Here is a 24,965-nt window from a genome sequence, read left to right on the forward strand (position 1 = left end):
GCACAGCCTTCCGGGCACCCTGTGCACAAGATCCGCCACCGACTGTGGACAAACTCGGTGCTCAGGTAAGCTGCGCCGTCCTCAGCAGGGTCATCAGGACGACCACGGCCAGCACCAGCGCACACGTGCCGTACTGCACCAACGCCCGCCGCTCGCGCGGGGCGTGCACCATGGCGTACCCGATCACGACACCGGCGACCAGGCCCCCGACATGGGCCTGCCAGGCGATGTCGCCCCAGCCGAACGTGATGATCACGTTGATCACCAGCAGGGCGATGATCGGCCGCATGTCGTAGTTCAGCCGGCGCATCAGTACGGCGGTCGCGCCGAGCAGCCCGAAGATCGCGCCGGACGCGCCGAGTGAGGCCGTGGTCCCCGCAACCAGCAGATACGTCAGCGCGCTGCCCGCCAGGCCCGAGATCAGATAGAGCGCCAGGTAGCGGGCGCGGCCGAGAGCCTGCTCCAGCGGTCCACCGAGCCACCACAGACCGAGCATGTTGAAGCCGATGTGCCAGATCTCCTCGTGCGTGAACATCGAGGTGAACAGGCGGTACCACTCACCCTCGGCCACCCCCTCGGTGGGAATGAACGGCGCCGGGGGCCAGACGCCGACCAGCACGAGGTGGTCCAGCAGGGACGACCGGACCTGTACGGCGATGAACACCGCGAGGTTGATCCCGAGAAGGATCTTGGTCAGCAGGCGGGGATCGGCGGCGACGGATCCACCGGCGAGCGTGCGGGGCATGGAGGCCGAAGGCGCGTGTCCCGTGCCCGAGCCCTTGCGGACGCACTCCGGGCACTGGAACCCCACCGAGGCGTCGACCATGCACTCCGGGCAGATCGGCCGCTCGCACCGGGTACAGCGGATGCCGGTCTCGCGGTCCGGGTGGCGATAGCAGACGGGGACGCGCTGAGCCTCCTGCGGAGTGCCGGCTGCCTGGTCGTCCATGGGATCCCCTAGGTCGTGTGGAAAAGCCCCGCCCCGCCCATCCTTACGGATGAGCGGGGCGATTGGTTCCCTTCGGGGGCTTTCGCGCTCCGGGGAGGAGGTGTCAGCCCTTGCTGATCTCGCCGATCACGACCGACTCGATCACGACGTCGTTCACCGGGCGGTCGGTGCGCGGGTTGGTCTGCGCGGACGCGATGGCGTCGACGACCTTCTGGCTGGCGGCGTCGGCGACCTCGCCGAAGATGGTGTGCTTGCGGTTCAGCCAGGCCGTCGGGGCGACGGTGATGAAGAACTGCGAGCCGTTGGTGCCCGGTCCGGCGTTGGCCATCGCCAGCAGGTAGGGCTTGTCGAAGCGCAGGTCCGGGTGGAACTCGTCCTCGAACTGGTAGCCGGGACCACCGGTGCCGTTGCCCAGCGGGTCTCCGCCCTGGATCATGAAGCCGCTGATCACCCGGTGGAAGACCGTACCGTCATAGAGCTTGTCCGTGGTCTTCGCACCGGTCTGCGGGTGGGTCCACTCCCGCTCGCCCTTGGCGAGCTCGACGAAGTTCTTGACCGTGATCGGCGCCTGGTTCGGGAAGAGCCGGACCTGGATGTCGCCGTGGTTGGTCTTGAGGGTGGCGTTGAGCTGCTCAGCCACGATGTGCCTTCCGTTGTCTTTCCGTGACTCCCTGATCCTCGCACGGACGGGGCGCGCAGTCGCCCGGCGTCCGTTCACAGGCGGGGGACCTGACCGTTCCGCTTACGCGGAACCGGGTGAGTGGTCCCGCGCCGGGGGCGCATGGTGGCGATCCGTGGCATTGTCGACGACAAGCTCCTATTGCCCAGTATTCATCTGCTATCACAGTCGATATCACCATCGATCGAGTTCACCGGCACCCGGATGCCCGTCCGCGCATGCCGCGCGGTGACTCGGCAGGCATGATCCGTAAAAGGGTGGAAAGTCGAAATACCGTACGCCACCGAGGAGGAGGAACCCGTGACCCGCATCGACAGCGTGCGCGCCGCGACCGGTTCGGCGAAGGACAGCGTGCTGCACGCCGCGGAAGTGGTGGCGCCCTACGCCGACACGGCCAAGGTCAGGGCCGCGCATTACGCGCAGGAGGCCCGCGTACGGCTCGCGCCCATGGTGACGCAGGCCGCAGGCCAGGCCCGCGTCCAGTACGGCGCCCATGTGCAGCCGTATCTGGAGCAGGCCCGGACGCATGTGCCGCCGAAGGTCGACCTGGCCGCTCACCAGGCCGCCGACCGCACTCGCAAGGTCGCCCGGCAGGCGGCGGACTACTCCCGCCCGAGGATCGAGCAGGCGGTGGCCGCCGCCGGTCCCGTGACGGAAGAGGCCGCGGCCCGTGGTGCGGCCGCGCTGGTCGCGCTGCGCGGTCAGGTTCCGGCGCGGCAGATCCAGAAGCTGGTCCGCAAGCAGCGACGGCGGGCGAAGGCCGGCCGTGCCGCGAAGATGGTCCTGGTCCTGGGGGCCGTGGCGGGCGGTGCCTTCGCCGCCTGGAAGTGGTGGGACAAGCAGGCCAACCCGGACTGGCTGGTGGAGCCGCCGGCCGCGACGGACGTGTCGTCGGGGTCGGCCAAGCTGGCGTCGGTGGACGGCAGCAGCGGGGCCACGCTCGACCCGGAGGTCGAGGCCAAGGAGGCCGAGGAGGAGACCGCCCGGCGCGACGACCAGACCTGACGCGCGGCGGCGTCAACGGCGCGGTGGGGCAGGAGACTTGGGTGTCTCCTGCCCCACCGCGACGTTTCACGTGAAACAAGGGACCCCTCCCACCGCGTTTCCGCAGGTGGGAGGGGTCCGAGTGTGGAGCCTAGGGGAGTCGAACCCCTGACATCTGCCATGCAAAGACAGCGCTCTACCAACTGAGCTAAGGCCCCGGAGGAAAGCGTCCACCTGCGAGAACCGCATGCCGATGGGCGCCTGGGACCAGAGTACCGGGTTCCCCCGGGGATTCCGCAAAAAGATTGGGGGTCCCCGTGACCAACCACTCTCCGTAAGATGCTCGGACGTGGTTCGCTACAGCGAACCATGGTTCTTGGGGAAGCGATGGGGAGACGCAATGGACGCCGCACAGCAGGAAGCCACCGCAAGAGCGCGGGAACTGCAGCGGAACTGGTACGGGGAGCCGCTGGGGGCGCTCTTCCGTAGGCTCATAGACGACCTGGGCCTCAACCAGGCTCGTCTCGCGGGGGTTCTGGGACTGTCCGCACCGATGCTGTCGCAGCTGATGAGCGGCCAGCGGGCGAAGATCGGGAACCCCGCCGTGGTGCAGCGGGTGCAGCTGCTGCAGGACCTGGCGGGGCAGGTCGCCGACGGCAGTGTGAGCGCGGCCGAGGCGACCGAGCGCATGGACGAGATCAAGAGGTCACAGGGGGGCTCGGTGCTCAGCAACACCACGCAGACGACAAGCGGTTCGGGGGCGCCCACGGTCAAGCGGGTGGTCCGTGAGATCCAGTCCCTGCTGCGTTCGGTGGCCGCCGCCGGCGACATCATCGAGGCCGCCGACACCCTCGCCCCCACGCACCCCGAACTGGCAGAGTTCCTCCGGGTCTACGGCGCGGGCCGCACCTCCGACGCGGTCACGCACTACCAGTCCCACCAGAACTGATTCCCCGCCCGGCGGCCGAAGGGGGGTTCGGCCGCCAGTGACGCGCGGAAGACGGGGGACACCGCAGGGGAGGGACGACGCACAGCGATGGGTGAGGTCTTCGCCGGCCGGTACGAACTGGTCGATCCGATCGGGCGCGGGGGTGTCGGTGCCGTCTGGCGCGCCTGGGACCACCGCCGCCGCCGTTATGTGGCCGCCAAGGTCCTGCTGCAGAGCGACGCCCACTCCCTGCTCCGTTTCGTGCGCGAGCAGGCGCTGCGGATCGACCATCCCCATGTCCTGGCGCCCACGAGCTGGGCCGCCGACGACGACAAGGTCCTGTTCACCATGGACCTGGTCGCCGGCGGTTCGCTGGTCCACCTGGTCGGCGACTACGGTCCGCTGCCGCCGGCCTTCGTCTGCACCCTGCTCGACCAGTTACTGGCGGGGCTCTCCGCGGTGCACGCGGAGGACGTCGTGCACCGCGACGTCAAGCCCGCCAACGTGCTCCTGGAGGCCACCGGCACGGGCAGGCCACGGCTGCGGCTGTCGGACTTCGGCATCGCGATGCGGCTGGGCGAGCCCCGGCTGACCGAGACCAACCTGGTGGTGGGCACGCCGGGTTATCTCGCGCCGGAGCAGCTGATGGGCTCCGATCCGGACTTCCCCGCCGACCTGTTCGCCGTGGGCCTGGTGGCGCTGTATCTGCTGGAGGGCGCCAAGCCGGACGCCAAGGCCCTCATCCAGTACTTCGCCGACCACGGGACGCCCGGCGCACCCCAGGGCATCCCCGAGCCGCTGTGGCAGGTGGTGGCCTCGCTGCTCCAGCCGGATCCGCAGGCGCGGTTCCGTACGGCCACAGGGGCGCGGAAGGCGCTCGCGGCCGCCGCGGAGCTCCTTCCGGAGCCCGGCCCCGACGACGAACTGATCGAGATCTTCGACCAACTGGGTCCCCTGCCCCCGGGATTCGCCGCGGACGGCCCGCTGAAGCGTGCTTCGGGCGTGGTGCGTACCGCCCCGGAGGAGGAGCGGGACTCTTCGCCCGGTTCCGGCTCCGGCCGGGACACGGGCGGTGCGGACGCCTCCGGCGGCACGACCGGCCCCGGGCCCGTCCGGCCGGCCACGGCGGCGGGCGTCGGCACACCCGCCGGAACCGACTCAAGGGCGCTCGGTGCGGGCCCGGACGGGCCAAGGGCGCTCGGCACACCCGCCGGAACCGACTCAAGGGCGCTCGGTGCGGGCCCGGACGGGCCAAGGGCGCTCGGCACACCCGCCGGAACCGGCTCAAGGGCGCTCGGTGCGGGCCCGGACGGGGGCGGAGGCGTCGTACCCACCGATCCGCGTCTGGGCACCGCGTCCGGCGCCTCCCCGCACCCGCCCGGCATGTCGGACACCGGGAGCTTCCCCCTGCCACCGCCCCGGTCCACGGTCGCCTCCTCCCCCGCGCCCGCTCCGCCGCCCCCCGAGCAGGCCCCCCAGGTGCCGGTGCGGTACCGGCCGGCCGGCGCCGTCCCCTCCGTCTCCCCCCACGACCCCACTCATCAGCTGCGTGCCCCCCTGCCACGGCCGGCCGCGCGTCCCGACGCCTCCACCGCGGAATACACCGCCCGGGCCCCGCGGACCCCCCCTGTGGGCGAGGCACTGTCACAGCGCGGGCCCACCGCTCCCCGGACCCATCGCCGGCGCAGCCGCCGCCCCGGTCCTCCGGCAAAGGCGGTCGTTCCCCTGCTACTCCTGGCCCTGGCCTGCTACGCCGTGGGGTTCTGGGCCCTCACGCGCGTCTGACCGCCACTGTCCAAGCCGTCCACGGCTTACGGCACGGCCCGCCGCCGGGCCGCCAGCGTCCACACGCCGAGCCCCGCCAGCAGTGCGGTGCCCGTACCGATGCCGCCCACCGCGAGCGCCCGGAAGGCGGCGCCGCCGCCCGCGTCCTCGCCCTCGGCCGCCGCCTCCCGGTCCTCCCCCGTGACCGTGAAGACGTCCGGCGGCACGGACTCCGCCGCGTATCCGGGCCCCTCCTGCGCCGCACCGCTCAGCCGCACCCGCAGCGTCAGCGGGACGGGCCCGTCGCCGAAGTCGTCCGCCACCGCGGCCGAGAGGTGCGCGACGAGGTAGTAGGAGCCGGCGAACCGCATCGCCCCGACCTGGCGTCCGGCGGCGTGCCGGTTGGCGTACGCGACCGGCGGGAGGGGCGCGAGGCTCTCCGCCTTCCGGCCGCCGTCGTAGCCGACACCCACGTCCACGACGTGACCGCGTACGGGGTTGTAGAGGTCCAGGTCCAGCGCGGCGGCGGTGTAGCCGCTGACGCCCTTGCTCGAACCGCCCAGTTCGGCGGTGGCGTAGAGCTGCCGGCCCCAGTCGACGGGGACCTTGTAGAAGAGTGTCTGGCCGGGGCGGATGTCGTCCCGCCAGACTCCTTGGCCGACGGGGGTGGCTCGGGTGAAGCCCGCGCCACCGGGGCGTCGTTCGGGCTTCCCGGTGAAGGGCTGGGGCGGGGCGGAGTTCCACTCCTTCGGTGCGCTCGTCGTACCGGTCCGCTCCAGAGGGGGCTCCGCCACCGCGGTGAGCTCCATCTCCCAGGGGCCGGGGGTGGATCCCTCCCCGTCCGGGTCGACGCGTTCGACGCCCAGGTAGTACGTACCGGCCTCCTGGCAGAGTGATCTCCTGGGGGAGATCTCCCGCATGGCCCACGCGGCGACCGGATGCCGGCTGCCGGCGGTGCCGAAGCTCGCCGTGTCCACGTCGCAGGAGCGGCCCTCGCCGTCCTGCACGGACACCTTGACCCCGTCGATGACGGAGGCGGTGCGGCCGGCCGGGGGTACGGCGGTGGCGGAGGCGTAGGTGCTCGTGGTGGCGTCGAGTTCGAGCCGGTAGTAGACCGCGCCGCTCGCCGGGAGAGTGCTCCGGTAGGTGCGGCCGGGCTCCAGCTCCACGGCGGCCGCGGTGCTCGTGGTGCCGTCGATCCTCCGCGCGTCCTCGGCGAAGGCATAGGCCCCGGCGTCTTCGGCGGCCTCGTCCGCGACGGCCCCCCGCCCCGGCAGCACACCGGCCAGTCCCAGCACCGTCACGGACGCGAGCGTCACCACGCCCGCACGTACGCAGGCCGAGAGCCCGCCGTGCCCGGCCCGGGCCCTGCCCCGCCGTCCCCTCACGCGCCACCCCTCGTCGTCGCCCGGACGTCGCACCGCGCCCATCCTGCCCCGCGGACGAGGCCCTCCGACAAGTCCCCGACACAACAAAACCCCGACCGCGTGGGCGGCCGGGGTCTGTTCAGCGTCGGATGTCGGTACTCACGAACCCGTGGGCACGGAGTCAGTCGCCTCCGTCCACAGATCCTGCTCGGCGCGATCCGCCTGGATCTGGCGGTACACGAGGAGCCCGCCGATGGCGGCCAGTGCGACCAGGAGAAGCTTCTTCACCGCGCGACCTCGTCTTTCCTTGACGTAGGGGACCTCTGGCGCCCGACTATACACACCGGTCGATACCGATCGGTGACCTGCGTCGGCCCCTCCAACTGCCCTCCGGCACGGCGCAGTAGAAGCGGAGTACGGCGATCCGGCCGGAGGGTGATCGCATCCGCACGGACGGTCACTTTGGCGGCTTCTCCGCCGTCTCCGCATCTTTTCTCCGCTTATGCACCCATCCGTGTGGTGTTCATCTGAACATCCACGCGCCACGGGCGTCGGTCCACCATTTCGCGACCCCCATACACATCATGAGGAAAGTACGCAAATCGCCCAACCCGAAAGTGAGGGGCCATGGCCCGGAACAAGGTCATGAAGCTGTGGAACGCCATCGTCACCGCCTTCCTCGCGCTGTGCACGGCGCTCGGACTCATCACCACGACCGCTTCCGCGGCCGTACCGCAGACCGACAAGACGCGCAACAGCGACAGCACCCCGAACGTGTCGGCGTCGACGACGCCCCCGCGGTCCTGGTCACTGGCCAGGGCCCTGCCCCCCACGATGAAACAGCGCATCCACGCCGAGGCCCACGGCAAGTCTCCCAGTTGCCGGCACCGTCCGTCCCCGGACACGACGGCGGAGTCCGACTCCGCGGACTGCTCCGACGACACGACGTCCACCCGCACGGAGCCCGCCACCGGCCGCATCCCCCTCCAGCGCTGATCACGGAGCCTCCACCGCCCCCTCCTCGCGCCGTCGCCGCTTCCCCGAGTCCTGGCGAACTCGCGTACAGCACCACGGCCCGAGCCGACACCAGAAGACCCCGGTCGACATCCGACCGGGGTCTTCTCCGCCGTCCACGTTCGCTGTCCACGGCAGGGGACGGACGCCGGCCACTGCGATCGCTTCAAGGCCGCCGTCCGGGGCCCGTCCCTCTGGGCAAGGCCCCGGGTGCCGCTCACCGGCTGATGCGGCCCGTGAAAGAGAAGACCCCCAGCCGGTACCGGCTGGGGGTCTTGTCGCTGGTGGGGCTAACAGGATTTGAACCTGTGGCCTCATCCTTATCAGGGATGCGCTCTAACCAACTGAGCTATAGCCCCGCCGCGCTCTGCGGTGTGTGTTCCGCGCGCTGACTCCTGAAGATTAGCGCACGACCGGGGCAGTCCCAAAATCGGTTGTCGCGGGACCCTCAGAACGGGCGGGGAGACCGCTGTGAACAGCTCACTCGTCCTCGGCCAGCGTCAGCTCGACACCGCCCACGAAACCCGCGGAGAGGTTGTAGATGAACGCGCCGAGCGTCGCCAGCGCCGTCGCCAGGACGACGTCGATGACCGCGATGATCGTCGTGAACATCAGGACGTTGGGCAGCGACAGGAACGACTGGAGGTCGAAGCCGTTCGACTCGTTGGAGCCGGTCGCCTCGGAGATCGTGCTGCCGACCGTCGAGAACACGCCCATGGCGTCCATGACCATCCACAGCACCGCGGACGCGACGATCGTGCAGATGCCGAGCGCGATGGAGAGCAGGAAGCTGACCTTCATCACCGACCACGGGTCGGCCTTCGACACCCGCAGACGTGCCTTGCGCACGCGCGGGGTGGTGCGCGCCCCCGTGCGGGGACGTCGTACCGCGCCGGTCTGGCCGGCCGCCGTACCGGCCTGCGCCGGGTAGGCCTGCGGCGGGTGGTACGGGCCCGCCTGCTGCTGCGACTGCCGTTCCCCCGGCAGTGGTGAGGCCGTCTGAGCGGCGGCGCCCTGGCCGGGCGCGGCCTGCTGCGGGCCTCGGGTGTCCGTCACGGTTCCCCCCTGGGATCCCTGCCTGCCGGACGAGGAGGCGTCCTTGGCGGGCGGCTTGATCGCTTTGAGATTGGTCGTGTGCGGATCCGCCGCCCGCGCGGCGGAGCCACGGCCGCCGCCGTCCGTTCCCCTGTTGGTACCGGCCGGTCCGGCGCCCGTGGCTCCACTCACGCTGACTCACTCCTCGTGTTACTCGGCCGAGGGCGCCTCACCCTCGTCCGTACTGGTGGTCGCGTCCCCGTCGGTGGTCTCGTCCACGGCCACGTCGCCGTCGACTTCCTCCGCCTCGCGCCCGGCCTCGGCGTTACGGGCGATGCCGACCACGGCATCGCGCTTGCCCAGATTGATCAGTTGGACGCCCATGGTGTCACGGCCGGTTTCCCTGATCTCGTTGACTCGCGTACGAATCACACCACCCGACAGCGTGATGGCGAGGATCTCGTCGGTCTCCTCGACCACCAGCGCGCCGACGAGGGTGCCGCGGTCCTCGACAATCTTGGCAGCCTTGATGCCGAGGCCGCCGCGACCCTGGACGCGGTACTCGTCGACGACGGTCCGCTTCGCGTACCCGCCGTCCGTGGCAGTGAACACGAACGTACCGGGTCGAACAACATTCATCGAGAGCAGCTCGTCCCCCTCGCGGAAACTCATGCCCTTGACGCCCGAGGTCGCACGGCCCATGGGACGGAGTGTGTCGTCCGTCGCCGTGAACCTGATCGACTGCGCCTTCTTGCTGATCAGCAGCAGATCGTCGTCGGCCGAGACGAGTTCGGCGCCGATCAGTTCGTCGTCGGAACCGTCCTCCTGCTCCCGCAGGTTGATCGCGATCACACCGCCCGAGCGCGGGGAGTCGTAGTCCTTCAGCGGTGTTTTCTTCACCAGGCCCGCCTTGGTGGCCAGGACCAGGTAGGGCACTGCCTCGTAGTCGCGGATCGCGCGGATCTGGGCGATCGTCTCGTCCGGCTGGAAGGCCAGCAGGTTCGCCACGTGCTGCCCGCGCGCGTCCCGGCCGGCGTCGGGCAGCTCGTAGGCCTTCACCCGGTAGACCCGGCCCTTGTTGGTGAAGAACAGCAGCCAGTGGTGGGTGGTGGACACGAAGAAGTGGTTGACGATGTCGTCTTCCTTGAGCTTCGTGCCGCGCACGCCCTTGCCGCCGCGCTTCTGGGCCCGGTAGTCGTCGGTCTTGGTGCGCTTGATGTAGCCGCCGCGCGTGACCGTGACGACGATGTCCTCCTCGGCGATCAGGTCCTCGATGGACATGTCGCCCTCGTAGGGGATCAGCTTCGTCTTGCGGTCGTCGCCGTACTTCTCGACGAGCGCGGCCAGCTCCTGGCTGACGATGCCGCGCTGGCGGACCGGGGAGGCGAGGATCTCGTTGTACTCGTTGATCTTCGCCTGGAGTTCGTCGTGCTCCTGGACGATCTTCTGGCGCTCCAGGGCGGCCAGTCGGCGCAGCTGCATCTCGAGGATGGCGTTGGCCTGGATGTCGTCGATCCCCAGGAGGTCCATCAGGCCCCCGCGCGCGATCTCCACGGTGTCACTGCGCCGGATCAGCGCGATGACCTCGTCGATGGCGTCCAGGGCCTTCAGCAGGCCGCGCAGGATGTGCGCCCGCTCCTCGGCCTTGCGCAGCCTGAAGCGCGTACGGCGGACGATGACCTCGATCTGGTGGTTCACCCAGTGCCGGATGAACGCGTCCAGGGAGAGCGTGCGCGGCACACCGTCGACCAGCGCCAGCATGTTGGCGCCGAAGTTCGACTGCAGGTCGGTGTGCTTGTAGAGGTTGTTCAGGACGACCTTGGCGACCGCGTCCCGCTTCAGCACGATGACCAGGCGCTGGCCGGTCCGGGACGACGTCTCGTCGCGGACGTCCGCGATGCCGCCGATCTTGCCGTCCTTCACCAGGTCGGCGATCTTCTGCGCGAGGTTGTCGGGGTTGGTCTGGTAGGGCAGCTCCGTGACCACCAGGCACTGGCGGTTCTGGATCTCCTCGACCTCGACCACCGCGCGCATGGTGATCGAGCCGCGGCCCGTGCGGTACGCCTCCTCGATGCCCTTGCGGCCGACCACGAGGGCGCCGGTCGGGAAGTCGGGGCCCTTGATGCGCTCGATGAGCGCGTCCAGCAGCTCCTCGTGCGAGCACTCGAAGTTCTCCAGGTACCACTGGGCGCCGGCCGCGACCTCGCGCAGGTTGTGCGACGGGATGTTGGTCGCCATACCGACCGCGATGCCGGCCGAACCGTTGATCAGCAGGTTCGGGAAGCGGGCCGGCAGGACGGTCGGCTCCTGGGAGCGGCCGTCGTAGTTGTCCGTGAAGTCGACGGTCTCCTCGTCGATGTCACGGACCATCTCCATCGCCAGCGGCGCCATCTTCGACTCGGTGTACCGCATGGCCGCCGCCGGGTCGTTGCCCGGCGAGCCGAAGTTGCCGTTGGAGTCGACGAGCGGCATCCGCATCGACCAGGGCTGGGCGAGGCGCACCAGGGCGTCGTAGATGGAGCTGTCGCCGTGCGGGTGGTAGTTGCCCATGACGTCGCCGACGACGCGGGCGCACTTGTAGAAGCCGCGCTCGGGGCGGTAGCCGCCGTCGTACATGGCGTACAGCACGCGGCGGTGCACGGGCTTGAGGCCGTCACGGACGTCCGGCAGCGCACGCGAGACGATGACGGACATCGCGTAGTCGAGGTAGGAGCGCTGCATCTCCGTCTCGAGCCCGACGGGCTCGACACGCATGGCCAGGGCGTCACCCTCGGGCGTCGTCACAGGAGTGTTCTCGTCGGTCATTGCTGGTGAAGGTCCTTCCTGGTGCGGTCAGCTGAGACCGACTCAGATGTCGAGGAAGCGGACGTCCTTGGCGTTGCGCTGGATGAACGCGCGGCGGGCTTCGACGTCCTCGCCCATGAGGACCGAGAACAGGTCGTCGGCCTGGGCGGCGTCGTCCAGGGTGACCTGGCCGAGGACCCGGTGCTCCTGGTCCATCGTGGTGACGCGCAGCTCCTCGGCGTTCATCTCACCGAGACCCTTGAAGCGCTGGACGGAGTCCTCGCGGATGCGCTTGCCGGCGTTGCGGCCCATCTCGATCAGCGCGTCGCGCTCGCGGTCGGAGTAGGCGTACTCGAAGTCGTCCCGGCCCCACTTGATCTTGTAGAGCGGCGGACGGGACAGGTACACGTGTCCGGCCTCGACCAGCGGCCGCATGAAGCGGAACAGGAAGGTCAGCAGCAGGGTGTTGATGTGCTGGCCGTCGACGTCGGCGTCCGCCATCAGAATGATCTTGTGATAGCGGAGCTTCTCGATGTCGAAGTCCTCGTGCACACCGGTACCGAACGCGGAGATCATCGCCTGGATCTCCTGGTTCTGCAGGATCCGGTCGATGCGCGCCTTCTCGACGTTGAGGATCTTGCCGCGGATCGGGAGGATCGCCTGGTACTGCGGGTTGCGGCCGGACTTGGCCGAACCGCCGGCGGAGTCACCCTCGACGATGAAGATCTCGCACTTGGTGGGGTCGTTCGACTGGCAGTCGGACAGCTTGCCCGGCAGCGACGCCGACTCCAGCAGGCCCTTGCGGCGGGTCAGGTCACGCGCCTTGCGGGCCGCCACGCGCGCGGTGGCCGCCGCGATGCCCTTGCGGATGATGTCCGCGGCCTCGTTGGGGTTGCGGTCCAGCCAGTCGTTGAGGTGCTCGTAGACGACCTTCTGGACGAAGGTCTTCACCTCGGTGTTGCCCAGCTTGGTCTTGGTCTGGCCCTCGAACTGCGGCTCGCCCAGCTTGACCGAGATGATCGCGGTCAGACCCTCGCGGATGTCGTCACCCGTGAGGTTGTCGTCCTTGTCGCGCAGCAGCTTCTTGTCCCGCGCGTACTTGTTGATGAGCGAGGTGAGCGCCGCGCGGAAGCCCTCTTCGTGCGTACCGCCCTCGTGGGTGTGGATGATGTTGGCGAAGGAGTACACGCCCTCCGTGTAGCCGCCGTTCCACTGCATGGCGACCTCGAGGGACAGCTGCCTGTCCTTGTCCTCGGCCTCCAGGTCGATCACGGTGGGGTGCACCACCTCTCCCTTGCGGGAGTTGAGGTACTTCACGAAGTCGAGGATGCCGCCCTCGTAGTGGTACGAGACGGCCTTGACCTCGTGCTTCTCGTCCTCGCCCGCCTCGTCCGCACCGGCGGTGGCCTTCGCCGACTCGCGCTCGTCGGTGAGGTTGATCCGCAGGCCCTTGTTGAGGAACGCCATCTCCTGGAAGCGCCGGGAGAGCGTCTCGAAGGAGTACTCGGTGGTCTCGAAGACGTCCGGGTCGGCCCAGAAGGTGACCGTCGTACCGGAGTCCTCCACCGCCTCGTGCTTGGCGAGCGGCGCGGTCGGGACGCCCAGCTTGTAGTCCTGCGTCCAGCGGTAGCCGTCGCGCTTGATGTCGACGGACACCCTGGACGACAGGGCGTTCACGACGGAGACGCCGACACCGTGCAGACCACCGGAGACCGCGTAGCCGCCGCCGCCGAACTTGCCGCCCGCGTGCAGCACCGTCAGCACGACCTCGACGGCCGGCTTCTTCTCGACGGGGTGGATGTCCACCGGGATGCCACGGCCGTTGTCGACGACCTTGACGCCGCCGTCGGCGAGGATCGTCACGTCGATCGTGTCGGCGTGACCGGCCAGCGCCTCGTCGACGGAGTTGTCGACGACCTCCTGCACCAGGTGGTGCAGTCCTCGCTCACCGGTGGAACCGATGTACATACCGGGTCGCTTGCGGACCGCGTCCAGACCCTCGAGGACGGTGATCGCACTGGCGTCGTACGAGGCGGTGACCTCGTTGCCCGAGGTGGTCGCCGCGCTGTTCACGCCGGTGTCGGTGGACGGGATGTTCTCGTTGGGGTTGCCGGAATCGGCCACGAAGCGCCCTTTCTGGCACAGCACGAGCCGGGCTCGTCGGCAGGTTGCCGGAGCGGCTGCGGCATGTTGCGTTGGTAAGCCTTGATCAGCGTTGCTCAGCTTTTCCCGGGCGGTCCCCACGTTCGGGGCGGGATTGTCTTCCATTCTACCGGTAGCACTGACATCGATGGGGGTTTGCGGGCACCTGAGTCCGCATGTGCCGCCCTCAACCGGTCTCGTCCGACTCCCGATATGCGGATGGGGGCTCCAGGAGCCCCACGAGGGCACCCAGCGCTTCGGGCCGTCAACCCTTGGCTACTTAGGAGTCAGGTGGCGATTCGCAACCGCGTGCGATGCCGCGACGAAACGGGCACCGGCGGCCGGAAAGCACCGTCGAGACCCGCGTTGTGATGTCCATCACGTAGGGCTGAAGGGCCCGAAACGGGCGCCCGGTCACCCGTACGTGTCCCCTGGACCCGTGCTTCCGGGAGCGCGCAGGGGACCGAAGCGACGGGCGGGACCGCCGGGGCCGACGACCTTGATCAGCCGCACGGTGCCGTGCCCGAGGTCCTCGTTCAGACGCGCGACCAGGGTCGGCGCGAGCAGCCGCAGATTCGTCGCCCACGCCGTGGAGTCGCAGCGCACGACCAGCACCCGCTCGTCCTCGTCGTACCGCTCCGGCTCACAGTGCTTGGCCACGTCCTCGCCGACGATCTCGGGCCAGCGCCCCATCACCCCGCCCACCGCGGCCGGGGCCTCCCAGCCGCGCTCGCTGAGCAGCCGGTTGATCGCCGGGCCGAGCGCCATCGGGTCGCGCCGGTCGGCGCGCGCGCCGGAACGCAGGCCGCCGCGCCGCGCCTGCTTCTTCTGCTGCGCCGCGTCCCCACGCGCGCGTGCCGCCTCCTTGGCCGCGCGCAACGCCACGCGCGCGAGGTCGACACCGGACGGCTCGGGGGCCTTCCCGGCACCGCTTCCGGGCGTGCCCTGATCGGTCATACGCGTTCCACCGTCCCCTCGGACACGGCGAACCGCGCACCCGCCAGCACATGGGGTACGTCGTCGTCGACCGCCGCGGTCACCAGGACCTGCTCGCCGGGCGCCACCAGCTCGGCCAGCCGCTCGCGCCGCCGCGCGTCCAGCTCGGCGAAGACGTCGTCGAGCACCAGCACCGGCTCGTTGCCCTCCGCGCGCAGCAGGTCGTAGGAGGCCAGACGGAGCGCCAGCGCGTACGACCAGGACTCGCCGTGGGAGGCGTAGCCCTTGGCGGGCAACTGACCCAGCTTGAGCAGCAGGTCGTCGCGGTGCGGACCGACCAGGGTGACGCCCCGCTCGATCTCCTGCTTGCGGGCCTCGGCGAGCGCGGCCGTCAGCTGCTCGAAAAGGTCCTCGCGCGTGTGGGCCTCGCCGGGCGCGGACGGCTTGTACTCCAGGGCGACCGGTCCGCCGCCGGGCGCGAGCTGCTCGTACGCCTTGTCGGCCAGCGGCTGGACCGTGGCGATCAGGTCCAGCCGCTGCGCCAGGAGCTCGGCGCCCGCACGCGCGAGGTGCTGGTCCCAGACGTCGAGCGTGGACAGGTCCATGGCGCGGCCGCCGTGCCGGCGCGCCAGCGCGGCCGACTTCAGCAGGGTGTTGCGCTGCTTGAGCACCCGGTCGTAGTCGGAGCGGACACCGGCCATGCGCGGGGAGCGGGCGGTGATCAGCTCGTCCAGGAACCGGCGCCGCTCACCGGGGTCGCCCTTGATCAGGGCGAGGTCCTCGGGCGCGAACAGCACGGTCCGTACGATCCCCAGCACGTCCCGGGGCCTGACCTGCGAGGACCTGTTGATGCGGGCGCGGTTGGCGCGGCCCGGGTTCAGCTCCAGCTCGACGAGCTGCTGCCGCTCGCCCTGCCGGACCTGGGCCCGGACGATCGCGCGGTCGGCGCCCATGCGGACCAGCGGGGCATCGGAGGAGACCCGGTGGCTGCCGAGGGTGGCGAGGTAGCCGACCGCCTCGACCAGGTTCGTCTTGCCCTGCCCGTTGGGCCCGACGAAGGCCGTCACCCCCGGGTCGAGCGGGACCTCGACCCGGGGATAGGACCGGAAGTCGGCCAGCGACAGATGCGTGACGTGCATGGTCGTTCCGCCGACCTCCCCCGGCGTTGCGGACCGCGGAAACGGTCCTGTGGATACGGGACGTGCCCTGTGGACTACTTCTTCTCGACCGCGTGGCCGCCGAACTGGTTCCGCAGCGCCGCGATCATCTTCATCTGCGGCGAGTCCTCCTGACGGGAGGCGAACCGCGCGAACAGCGAGGCGGTGATCGCCGGCAACGGGACCGCGTTGTCGATGGCGGCCTCCACAGTCCAGCGTCCCTCACCGGAGTCCTGTGCAAAACCCCGGAGCCCGTCCAGGTGCTCGTCCTCGTCCAGGGCGTTCACCGCGAGGTCGAGCAGCCAGGAGCGGATGACGGTGCCCTCCTGCCAGGAGCGGAACACCTCCCGGACGTCGGTCACCGAGTCGACCTTCTCCAGGAGCTCCCAGCCCTCGGCGTAGGCCTGCATCATGGCGTACTCGATGCCGTTGTGGACCATCTTCGCGAAGTGGCCCGCGCCGACCTTGCCCGCGTGCACCGAGCCGAAGTCGCCCTCCGGCTTGAGGGCGTCGAACACCGGCTGCACCTTGGCGACGTTCTCCTTGTCGCCGCCGTACATCAGCGCGTAGCCGTTCTCCAGGCCCCAGACGCCGCCCGAGACGCCGCAGTCGACGAAGCCGATGCCCTTGGCCGCCAGCTCCTCGGCGTGCTTCTCGTCGTCCGTCCAGCGGGAGTTGCCGCCGTCCACGACGACGTCACCCGGCTCGAGCAGCTCGGCGAGCTCGTCGATCGTGGACTGGGTCGGCCCACCCGCCGGAACCATCACCCACACCACACGGGGGCCGCTGAGCTTGTCCACAAGCTCCCGCAGGCTGTGGACATCGGCGAGGTCCGGGTTGCGGTCGTATCCGAGGACGGTGTGACCCGCGCGGCGAATCCGCTCGCGCATGTTGCCGCCCATCTTGCCGAGGCCGACGAGACCGAGCTCCATCAGTTGTGATCCTTAGGTATGCGACGTGGCGTGACGGCACGTACGTGCCGGCGTCCGAGCCTAAACCCGGACGCCCGCGCACATCTGTGGGCATAGGCGCTCACACGCAGCCCTCACCTGCGGCTTCGCTCGGGACGACGGTCAGCCGCCGAGCCGCACCGGCATACCGCGGTCTCGCGGGGGCCGACCCCCACGCCCCCGGCAGTCGCTGCGGCGGACGCACCTCAGCCGCTGAGCCGCACCGGCATGATCAGGTACTTGTAGGCGTCGTTCGCCTCCGCGTCCACCGCCGGACGGCCGCTGAGCAGCGCCGGCTTGGTGGACGTGGTGAAGGACAGCTGGGCCACCGGGGAGTCGATGGCGCTCAGGCCGTCCAGCAGGAACGTCGGGTTGAAGGCGATCGAGATGTCGTCGCCCTCCAGCTGGGCGTCGACCCTTTCCACAGCCTGTGCGTCGTCGCTGGAACCGGCCTCCAGGATGAGCACACCCTGCTCGAAGCTCAGCCGCACCGGGGTGTTGCGCTCGGCGACCAGGGCCACGCGCTTGACGGCCTCCACGAAGGGGGCGGTCTCGATCACGGCGACGCTGTTGAACTCGGTCGGGAACAGCGTGCGGTACTTCGGGAGGTCGCCTTCCAGCAGGCGCGTGGTGGTACGGCGGCCGGCGCCCTCGAAGCCGATCAGGCCCTCGCCCGCACCCGAGCCGGACAGCGCCAGGATCACCTGGTCACCGCTGGTCAGCGCCTTGGCGGTGTCCTGGAGCGTCTTGGCGGGCACCAGGGCGACCGCGGAGACCTCCGGGTTCTCCGGCTTCCACAGGAACTCGCGGACCGCGAAGCGGTAGCGGTCGGTGGAGGCCAGCGTGACGGTGTCGCCCTCGATCTCGATGCGCACACCGGTGAGGACGGGCAGCGTGTCGTCACGGCCGGCCGCGATGGCGACCTGCTGCACGGCGGAGGCGAAGACCTCGCCGGGGACCGTGCCCGTCGCGTTCGGCATCTGCGGCAGGGCCGGGTATTCCTCCACAGGCAGTGTGTGGAGTGTGAACCGCGAGGAGCCGCAGACCACCGTCGCCCGTACACCGTCTGTGGAAATCTCCACCGGCCGGTTGGGGAGGGCGCGGGAGATGTCGGCCAGCAGCCGGCCCGAGACGAGGACCGTGCCCTCCTCCTCGATCTCCGCCTCCACCGACACCCGCGCGGAGACCTCGTAGTCGAAGCTGGACAGGCTCAGCTGGCCGTCCTCGGCCTTCAGGAGCAGGCCGGCGAGGACAGGGGCCGGCGGACGGGCCGGGAGGCTGCGCGCCGCCCAGGCCACTGCCTCCGCGAGTACGTCGCGTTCCACCCGGATCTTCACTGTTGCCGCCTCCTGCTGTTGCCGGCGCTTCTCGCCCTGCCTGGCTTTCGTCGTCTGACTCGGTGTCGTCGGCCCCGGTGAGGGGAAGGACACCGGGAACAGTCTGACGCACCGCACTGACAGTAGATGCCCCTCAGGGTCAAGTCGTGACGAGTGGCAGTCGGGGCCGAGACACCGAGTTGTGCACAGGGCCTCCTTCGAAACGAATTCCTCGCTCTCTCTAGTTGGGAGTAGTAGTAGGGCCTGTGGATACCGTGGATAACCTCGTTTCCGCAGGTCAGGTTGGGGATTTTGTCCACGGGGCCTGTGGGTGGAGGCCGTGGACAACTGGGCGTCTCTGTGGAGAACAGAAAGTTCTGCACATCCCGTACACAGGGAGGGGCGAGTTCTCCCCAGCTCCGTCCCCAGGTTTGAGGCTCTTTCCCACAGGCCCCTTCGGCAGCTCGGTGTGACGCCTTTCACTCGCCACGGTGAGAGAGTGCGCTGTGTTGCCGAACAGTGGACAGTCATGTGGAGAACCAGGCGATCACTGGGGACAACCGCCTCCAGCCTGTGGGTTGCCCGTGGACAACTCGGTGCACAGGTGATGGGCCTCCAGTTTGTCCACAGCCTGTGGAGATCGCTTTTCCACGTATCCACACCCCGCTGAACTGGCCCGATGACTCCTTGACAGGCTGCCCTGTGGACAAGATCGGGACAACTTCCCGGTCCCCAGGATGTGGACGGGAAAAAGTCACCGAATCTGTGGACGAAGGCCGTAACCCGGCTTCGGAATCGAACAGCGCCGAGGTGCTCCACGAGGAGGCGAGGCGCTCTGGGACACGACGAGGGCGCCCTCGGATCGTCCCGGGACACGACGAGGGCGCCCCCGGATCGCTCCAGGGGCGCCCTCGACGAAGTCCGTCCGGCCTGTGGGCCGCTCAGCCGGCCTTGATGCGGTTGGTGAGCTCGGTGACCTGGTTGTAGATGGAGCGCCGCTCGGCCATCAGGTTGCGGATCTTCCGGTCGGCGTGCATCACCGTGGTGTGGTCGCGTCCGCCGAACAGCGCACCGATCTTCGGCAGCGACAGGTCCGTCAGCTCACGGCACAGGTACATGGCGATCTGGCGGGCCGTCACCAGCTGCCGGCCCCGGGAGCTGCCGCACAGGTCCTCGACAGTGAGGCCGAAGTAGTCGGCCGTGGCGCCCATGATGGCCGTCGAGGTGATCTCCGGCGTCGAGTCGTCACCGCCGGGCATCAGGTCCTTGAGGACGATCTCCGTCAGGCCCAGGTCCACCGGCTGCCGGTTGAGCGAGGCGAACGCCGTCACCCGGATCAGCGCGCCCTCCAGTTCACGGATGTTCCGCGAGATCCGGGAGGCGATGAACTCCAGCACCTCCGGCGGGGCGTTGAGCTGCTCCTGCACCGCCTTCTTGCGCAGGATCGCGATGCGGGTCTCCAGCTCCGGCGGCTGGACGTCGGTGATCAGGCCCCACTCGAAACGGTTCCGCAGCCGGTCCTCCAGGGTGACCAGCTGCTTGGGCGGCCGGTCGCTGGAGAGCACGATCTGCTTGTTGGCGTTGTGGAGCGTGTTGAAGGTGTGGAAGAACTCCTCCTGCGTCGACTCCTTGTCCGCCAGGAACTGGATGTCGTCTACGAGCAGGATGTCCATCTCGCGGTACCGCTTGCGGAAGCTGTCGCCCTTGCCGTCGCGGATGGAGTTGATGAACTCGTTGGTGAACTCCTCCGAGCTCACGTACCGCACGCGCGTGCCGGGGTACAGGCTCCGCGCGTAGTGCCCGATCGCGTGCAGCAGGTGGGTCTTGCCGAGCCCGGACTCCCCGTAGATGAACAGCGGGTTGTAGGCCTTCGCCGGTGCCTCGGCGACGGCGACCGCGGCCGCGTGCGCGAAGCGGTTGGACGCACCGATGACGAACGTGTCGAAGAGGTACTTCGGGTTCAGCCGCGCGGTCGGCTCACCGGGGCCGGCCGCCGGTGCCGGCTGCGCCGCCAGCGGGCCGGGCGCGCCGGTGGTGGGCAGGTTCGGACCCACCGGGCCGCCGCGGTGGACGTGCCCGGATCCGGAGGGCGGGTCGGGCAGTTCGCGGCGCCTGGCGTTGCGCTGGTCGTAGTCGCCGCGTGATGTGTCGTAGTCGGAGCGCTGCTGGTCGTAGGACGGCCGGTCCATGGGCTGCGGACGGTAGTCCTGCGCGGGCGGGCCGCCGCCGTAGCCGTCCTGCGAGCCGTACGAGTCCTGGGATCCGTAGGTGTCCTGCGGGGGTGTGGCGTACGGGTCCCGCTCCGGGAAGCCGAGGCGCTGCTGCTGCCAGCCGTACTCCTCCTGCGCCGGCCGCGGCCAGGCGCCGGGCTCCGGGCGCTGGTACTCCGACGGGTAGGCGGGGCGGGCGGTGGGCAGCTGGTCACCGGAGGGGCCCTGCTGCTGGTCGGTACGGCGGCGGCCGTAGCTCTCGTATCCCTCGTAGCCGTCGTACCCCTCGTACGGCTCGCGCTCCTGCCGGTCCGGCCGGTCGGACCGCTCCAGGTGATCGGGGCGCTCGGGGCGCTCGGGGCGTTCCTGGCGGACGGCCGGAAGCCCGGGCTCCTCGTAGCGCGGCTGGGGGCGGGGCGCCGGCGGGGGCGAGGGCTCGCCGGCGGTGTCGTCGACGGTGATCGCGATGCGGATCGGGCGTCCGCACTCGCGGCTCAGGCTCTCGCTGACGACGGGGGCGAGGCGGCCCTCGAGCACGCCCTTCGCGAACTCGTTGGGCACGGCGAGCAACGCGGTGTCGGCGACGAGTGCCAGCGGCTGGCAGCGCCGGATCCAGTGCTCGTCCTTGCCCTCGACCCCCTGTCCGCGGCCCTCCCCGAGGAGCTGCTCCAGTACGCGTGGCCACACTGCGGCAAGATCGGCAGGTACGTCAGCCACAGGGCACGCTCTCTCACAGGTCCTTCGATCGTGTGATGCGGAGGACGGGTCGGGATGTGAATCGGGTGGTGGGGGGATCAAGGAAACGACTCGTCAGGGGAACGAACCGGAGTCAAGCCACGGTAGTCAGCGCGGCCGGTACGGTTCAAGTTGTTGTCCCCAGGCTGTGGACAAGTGTCCCCCAGTCGTCGCCGGTTTGACCGAATGGCGCAGCCGCGCGTACCGTGACCAGGTCGAGTTGTCGATGGCTGCTGCCGCCTGCCTCCGATGGGCACAGATCACGCAAGGTGATCGGTCAGCGGTGCACTCGGGCGTAACGCGAGCTACTCGTGGGCGCACGGTGACAGCCAGGACGGCACCCCGCAAACACCGAGTCTTTCTGGAGCCCCCGAGTGAGCAAGCGCACCTTCCAGCCGAACAACCGTCGTCGCGCCAAGACCCACGGCTTCCGGCTGCGTATGCGTACCCGTGCCGGCCGCGCGATTCTCGCGTCCCGCCGTAGCAAGGGTCGCGCCCGTCTGTCCGCCTGATCCCGGTCAGGTCATGCCGTCGTGCTGCCCACCGAGAACCGGCTGAGGCGGCGCGAGGACTTCGCGACCGCGGTACGACGAGGGCGCCGGGCAGGAAGCCGGCATCTCGTCGTCCATCTTCGTAGCGGTGCCACGGACCCGCATGCGCCTGGGGAGAGCGCTCCCCCGTCGTGTGCGGGTTTCGTCGTGAGCAAGGCCGTGGGCGGTGCGGTGGTGCGCAACAAGGTGAAGCGCAGGCTTCGCCATCTGATGCGCGAGCGAGTCGACCAGTTGCCCCCCGGTAGCCTGGTAGTCGTACGAGCGCTGCCCGGTGCGGGTGACGCCGACCATGCACAACTGGCCCGAGACCTGGATGCCGCCCTGCGGCGGCTGCTGGGAGGGGGCGCGCGATGAAGTACCCGCTGCTGGTTCTGATCAAGATCTACCAGTGGACGATCAGTCCGCTGCTGGGACCGGTGTGCAGGTACTACCCGTCGTGTTCCCACTACGGCTACACGGCCATCGACCGGCACGGTGCCATCAAGGGCACAGCGCTCACGGCCTGGCGCATCCTCCGGTGCAATCCGTGGTCGCCGGGTGGTGTGGACCATGTTCCGCCGCGCAAGCGTCCGCGGTGGCACGAAATGCTGCGTGACGCCTGGCGTGCACGCAGGGGCGGGACCTCCGCCGCTGAACCGGCCACCGAGGGGCGGACCTCTCCCACAGGTCCGACGAGTCCTTCGAGCCCGGCCGCAGAGACCCCGTCCCATGCCCAAGGAGCATGATCAGTGGACACGATTGCCAGCCTCTTCAGCTTCATCACGACACCTGTCTCCTGGGTCATCGTCCAGTTCCACAGCGTGTACGGCGCCATTTTCGGCCCTGACACCGGTTGGGCCTGGGGCCTGTCCATCGTGTCCCTGGTGATTCTGATCCGCATCTGCCTGATCCCGCTCTTCGTGAAGCAGATCAAGGCGACGCGCGCCATGCAGACGCTCCAGCCGGAGATGAAGAAGATCCAGGAGCGCTACAAGAACGACCGGCAGCGCCAGTCCGAAGAGATGATGAAGCTGTACAAGGAGACGGGTACCAACCCGCTCTCCTCGTGCCTTCCCATCCTGGCGCAGTCGCCGTTCTTCTTCGCCCTCTACCACGTGCTCAACAGCATTGCGTCGGGTGACACCATCGGTGTGATCAACGAGCGTCTGCTGGAGAGCGCGCAGAAGGCCCACATCTTCGGTGCCCCGCTCGCGGCGAAGTTCACGGACAGCGCGGACAAGGTCGAGGCGCTCAACGCCTCGCTGACCGATGTCCGTGTCGTCACGGCGATCATGATCGTCCTGATGTCGCTGTCGCAGTTCTACACGCAGCGCCAGCTGATGACGAAGAACGTCGACACCACGGTGAAGACGCCGTTCATGCAGCAGCAGAAGATGCTGATGTATGTCTTCCCCGTCATCTTCGCCGTCTTCGGCATCAACTTCCCGGTCGGTGTCCTCGTCTACTGGCTGACCACCAACGTGTGGACCATGGGCCAGCAGATGTACGTCATCCACAACAACCCCACGCCGGGTTCCAAGGCCCAGGCCGCGTACCTTGAGCGCCTCTCCAAGAGCGTCTCCAAGCACGGCAGGACCCGAGGCCGCGGTGAGCGCGCCATCGTCAAGGCCATCGTCGCCAAGGGCCGGGACCGCAACGAGTACGAGCGCAAGTTCGTCAACGGTCTGAACAAGGAGGGCCTCGCGGCCCAGGCCGACGGCACGGTGATCAAGAGCGAGAGCACGGCCGCCGCCCAGGCCGAGGACGCGGCCGCCGCCAAGCGGCAGCAGCCCAAGCGGCAGACCAAGTCCCAGCGCCAGTCCGGCGCGGCCAAGGCGGCCGGTGAGCCCACCTCGCTGACCAAGTCCGACGAGCCCGAGGACGCCAAGCCCGCCGGCCCCGTCAAGAAGGACAACGCCAAGCCCGCCGGCAGTACCCGCAGCAGGGCCCAGTCCGGGCAGCGCAAGGGTCCGCAGCGGCCCAAGTCCCCGTCCAAGAAGTAAGAAGGAGTCCATCCCGTGACGGAAGGCACCACCTCCGCCGCTGCCGAGGGCGCAGACACCCTGACCCGCCTGGAGCAGGAGGGCGAGATCGCGGCGGACTATCTGGAGGGTCTGCTCGACATCGCCGACCTCGACGGCGACATCGACATGGACGTCGAGGCCGACCGCGCCTCCGTCTCGATCATCAGTGACACGGGCAGCCGTGACCTGCAGAAGCTGGTGGGTCGTGACGGTGAGGTGCTGGAGGCGCTCCAGGAGCTCACGCGTCTGGCCGTGCACCGGGAGACCGGGGACCGCAGCCGTCTCATGCTCGACATCGCCGGCTACCGGGCCGAGAAGCGGACCGAGCTGTCCGAACTGGGCGCCAAGGCCGCGGCCGAGGCCAAGAGCAGCGGCAAGGCCGTGAGGCTGGACCCGATGACGCCGTTCGAGCGCAAGGTCGTGCACGACGCGGTCAAGACGGCCGGCCTGCGCAGCGAGTCCGAGGGCGAGGAGCCGCAGCGCTTCGTCGTCGTGCTTCCCGCCTGATCGGCCCTACGTTCCACCGGCCCCGTCTGTTGCGCAGACGGGGCCGAACTTTGTCAGCCTGATAGTTCTGTGGTTCTGGTGTCGGCGCCCGGTGTCGGCACGGTACGGAAGGACGGTCCCCCGTGACGGAGGCAGCGGAGCTTCCCCCCGCGCCCGAGCAGGCACGCGAGGTGTTCGGAGATCGCTTCGAGGACGCGGTCCGGTACGCGGAGCTGCTCGCCGAGGCGGGCGTGCAGCGCGGCTTGATCGGGCCGCGTGAGGTGCCCCGCCTGTGGGAGCGGCATCTGCTGAACTGCGCGGTCCTCTCGGAGGTCGTGCCCGAAGGGGTGACGGTGTGCGATGTGGGCTCGGGTGCCGGCCTGCCTGGCATCCCTCTGGCACTGGTCCGGGAGGACATCAAGATCACTCTGCTGGAGCCGCTGCTCCGGCGTACCAACTTCCTGACCGAGGTCGTCGAGCTGCTCGGACTGGACCACGTGACGGTCGTACGTGGCCGGGCCGAGGAGGTCATGGGGAAGCTGCCTCCGGTGCACGTGGTGACCGCTCGCGCCGTGGCTCCGCTCGACCGCCTCGCCACATGGGGCATTCCTCTGCTGCGGCCCTACGGCGAGATGCTGGCGCTCAAGGGTGACACCGCCGAGGAGGAGCTGAAGAGCGCGACGACGGCGCTGAGCAAGCTCGGTGCCGTGGAGACATCCATCGTGCATGTGGGCGAGGGCATCGTGGATCCGATGTCCACGGTGGTGCGGGTCGAGGTCGGCGAGAGTCCGGGCGGTGTGCGGTTCGCGGCGAAGCGCGCGAAGGCTGCCCGTACGGGACGGGCCCGGCGCCGGCGCTGAGGGCCGGACGTACTCCACACAAGCTGCCGAACCCATGCATGCCGGAGTGTCGCGGTGGTGCCGCCTCGGCCGCTGTGCATCGTGTTTCACGTGAAACGTCGCTCACTGCTGCACG

22 protein-coding genes and 2 tRNA genes are annotated in these 24,965 nt (G+C 69.4%); 10 read left to right on the plus strand and 14 right to left on the minus strand.

Going from position 1 to position 24,965, the window contains the following annotated elements:
• Positions 1-61 precede the first annotated feature (61 nt).
• Complete coding sequence (locus ACIA6T_RS11005) at positions 62-949, minus strand: rhomboid family intramembrane serine protease (RefSeq protein ID WP_399446245.1); 888 nt, start codon at positions 947-949, stop codon at positions 62-64.
• A gap of 103 nt (positions 950-1,052) precedes the next feature.
• Entirely contained in the window at positions 1,053-1,589 is a 537-nt protein-coding gene (locus tag ACIA6T_RS11010; protein WP_385051185.1) for a peptidylprolyl isomerase, read from the minus strand.
• 339 nt (positions 1,590-1,928) lie between these two features.
• Between ACIA6T_RS11010 and ACIA6T_RS11015 the strand changes: the two genes are divergently transcribed.
• Complete coding sequence (locus ACIA6T_RS11015; protein ID WP_399446246.1) at positions 1,929-2,633, plus strand: DUF5324 family protein; 705 nt, start codon at positions 1,929-1,931, stop codon at positions 2,631-2,633.
• 124 nt (positions 2,634-2,757) lie between these two features.
• Here ACIA6T_RS11015 and ACIA6T_RS11020 read toward each other — a convergent pair.
• Positions 2,758-2,830: transfer RNA gene (locus ACIA6T_RS11020), tRNA-Ala, on the minus strand.
• Between the two features lie 182 nt (positions 2,831-3,012).
• Between ACIA6T_RS11020 and ACIA6T_RS11025 the strand changes: the two genes are divergently transcribed.
• Complete coding sequence (locus ACIA6T_RS11025; protein ID WP_030857021.1) at positions 3,013-3,561, plus strand: DNA-binding protein; 549 nt, start codon at positions 3,013-3,015, stop codon at positions 3,559-3,561.
• A gap of 87 nt (positions 3,562-3,648) precedes the next feature.
• On the plus strand, positions 3,649-5,325 hold the full coding sequence (locus ACIA6T_RS11030) for a protein kinase (protein ID WP_399446247.1): 1,677 nt from the start codon (positions 3,649-3,651) through the stop codon (positions 5,323-5,325).
• A gap of 26 nt (positions 5,326-5,351) precedes the next feature.
• Here ACIA6T_RS11030 and ACIA6T_RS11035 read toward each other — a convergent pair whose 3' ends face one another.
• Both ACIA6T_RS11035 and ACIA6T_RS11040 read right to left on the minus strand, forming a co-directional pair.
• Positions 5,352-6,734, minus strand: coding sequence for a hypothetical protein (locus tag ACIA6T_RS11035; protein WP_399446248.1), 1,383 nt, complete (start codon positions 6,732-6,734; stop codon positions 5,352-5,354).
• Positions 6,735-6,830: 96 nt separating this feature from the next.
• The gene (locus ACIA6T_RS11040) at positions 6,831-6,959 is read right to left on the minus strand and encodes a DLW-39 family protein (RefSeq protein ID WP_003999697.1); all 129 of its coding nucleotides are present in this window, start codon (positions 6,957-6,959) and stop codon (positions 6,831-6,833) included.
• Positions 6,960-7,298: 339 nt separating this feature from the next.
• Between ACIA6T_RS11040 and ACIA6T_RS11045 the strand changes: the two genes are divergently transcribed.
• Entirely contained in the window at positions 7,299-7,667 is a 369-nt protein-coding gene (locus tag ACIA6T_RS11045; RefSeq protein WP_399446249.1) for a DUF6344 domain-containing protein, read from the plus strand.
• A 300-nt stretch (positions 7,668-7,967) separates the two neighbouring features.
• Here the strand turns inward: ACIA6T_RS11045 and ACIA6T_RS11050 are convergent.
• The 9 genes from ACIA6T_RS11050 to dnaA form a co-directional block, all read right to left on the minus strand.
• Positions 7,968-8,044, minus strand: a tRNA-Ile gene (locus ACIA6T_RS11050).
• 121 nt (positions 8,045-8,165) lie between these two features.
• Positions 8,166-8,912 (minus strand): DUF3566 domain-containing protein, encoded by a 747-nt coding sequence (locus ACIA6T_RS11055; RefSeq protein WP_399446250.1) that lies wholly within the window; start codon positions 8,910-8,912, stop codon positions 8,166-8,168.
• 18 nt (positions 8,913-8,930) lie between these two features.
• Positions 8,931-11,525, minus strand: a complete 2,595-nt coding sequence (gene gyrA / locus ACIA6T_RS11060; protein WP_399446251.1) for a DNA gyrase subunit A — start codon at positions 11,523-11,525, stop codon at positions 8,931-8,933.
• Between the two features lie 42 nt (positions 11,526-11,567).
• Positions 11,568-13,628, minus strand: coding sequence for a DNA topoisomerase (ATP-hydrolyzing) subunit B (gene gyrB / locus ACIA6T_RS11065; protein ID WP_399446252.1), 2,061 nt, complete (start codon positions 13,626-13,628; stop codon positions 11,568-11,570).
• A gap of 432 nt (positions 13,629-14,060) precedes the next feature.
• On the minus strand, positions 14,061-14,603 hold the full coding sequence (locus ACIA6T_RS11070; protein ID WP_399446253.1) for a DUF721 domain-containing protein: 543 nt from the start codon (positions 14,601-14,603) through the stop codon (positions 14,061-14,063).
• Positions 14,600-15,721 (minus strand): DNA replication/repair protein RecF, encoded by a 1,122-nt coding sequence (gene recF, locus ACIA6T_RS11075; RefSeq protein ID WP_399446254.1) that lies wholly within the window; start codon positions 15,719-15,721, stop codon positions 14,600-14,602. Before recF ends, ACIA6T_RS11070 begins: the two co-directional genes overlap by 4 nt.
• 74 nt (positions 15,722-15,795) lie before the next feature.
• Entirely contained in the window at positions 15,796-16,671 is an 876-nt protein-coding gene (gene gnd, locus ACIA6T_RS11080) for a phosphogluconate dehydrogenase (NAD(+)-dependent, decarboxylating) (RefSeq protein ID WP_030857037.1), read from the minus strand.
• A gap of 224 nt (positions 16,672-16,895) precedes the next feature.
• Positions 16,896-18,026 carry a DNA polymerase III subunit beta gene (gene dnaN / locus ACIA6T_RS11085; protein ID WP_399446255.1) on the minus strand — a complete coding sequence of 377 codons (1,131 nt, stop codon included), beginning with the start codon at positions 18,024-18,026 and terminating at the stop codon, positions 16,896-16,898.
• Positions 18,027-18,946: 920 nt separating this feature from the next.
• Positions 18,947-20,932 (minus strand): chromosomal replication initiator protein DnaA, encoded by a 1,986-nt coding sequence (gene dnaA / locus ACIA6T_RS11090; protein WP_399446256.1) that lies wholly within the window; start codon positions 20,930-20,932, stop codon positions 18,947-18,949.
• Positions 20,933-21,324: 392 nt separating this feature from the next.
• Between dnaA and rpmH the strand changes: the two genes are divergently transcribed.
• The 6 genes from rpmH (at position 21,325) to rsmG (ending at position 24,850) form a co-directional block, all read left to right on the plus strand.
• On the plus strand, positions 21,325-21,462 hold the full coding sequence (gene rpmH, locus ACIA6T_RS11095; RefSeq protein ID WP_003956500.1) for a 50S ribosomal protein L34: 138 nt from the start codon (positions 21,325-21,327) through the stop codon (positions 21,460-21,462).
• A gap of 21 nt (positions 21,463-21,483) precedes the next feature.
• Positions 21,484-21,855 (plus strand): ribonuclease P protein component, encoded by a 372-nt coding sequence (gene rnpA, locus ACIA6T_RS11100; protein WP_073933322.1) that lies wholly within the window; start codon positions 21,484-21,486, stop codon positions 21,853-21,855.
• The gene (gene yidD / locus ACIA6T_RS11105) at positions 21,852-22,226 is read left to right on the plus strand and encodes a membrane protein insertion efficiency factor YidD (protein ID WP_073933323.1); all 375 of its coding nucleotides are present in this window, start codon (positions 21,852-21,854) and stop codon (positions 22,224-22,226) included. The genes rnpA and yidD overlap by 4 nt, the downstream gene beginning before the upstream one ends.
• 3 nt (positions 22,227-22,229) lie before the next feature.
• Positions 22,230-23,483 (plus strand): membrane protein insertase YidC, encoded by a 1,254-nt coding sequence (yidC, locus tag ACIA6T_RS11110; protein WP_399446257.1) that lies wholly within the window; start codon positions 22,230-22,232, stop codon positions 23,481-23,483.
• A 15-nt stretch (positions 23,484-23,498) separates the two neighbouring features.
• Positions 23,499-24,011, plus strand: a complete 513-nt coding sequence (locus ACIA6T_RS11115) for a protein jag (protein WP_399446258.1) — start codon at positions 23,499-23,501, stop codon at positions 24,009-24,011.
• Positions 24,012-24,133: 122 nt separating this feature from the next.
• A complete protein-coding gene (gene rsmG, locus ACIA6T_RS11120) occupies positions 24,134-24,850 on the plus strand; it encodes a 16S rRNA (guanine(527)-N(7))-methyltransferase RsmG (RefSeq protein WP_399446259.1) in 717 nt (238 codons plus the stop codon).
• Positions 24,851-24,965 lie beyond the last annotated feature (115 nt).

It is taken from the genome of Streptomyces sp. NPDC051740, from assembly GCF_044453165.1.
Taxonomy (GTDB): Bacteria; Actinomycetota; Actinomycetes; order Streptomycetales; family Streptomycetaceae; genus Streptomyces; species Streptomyces atrovirens.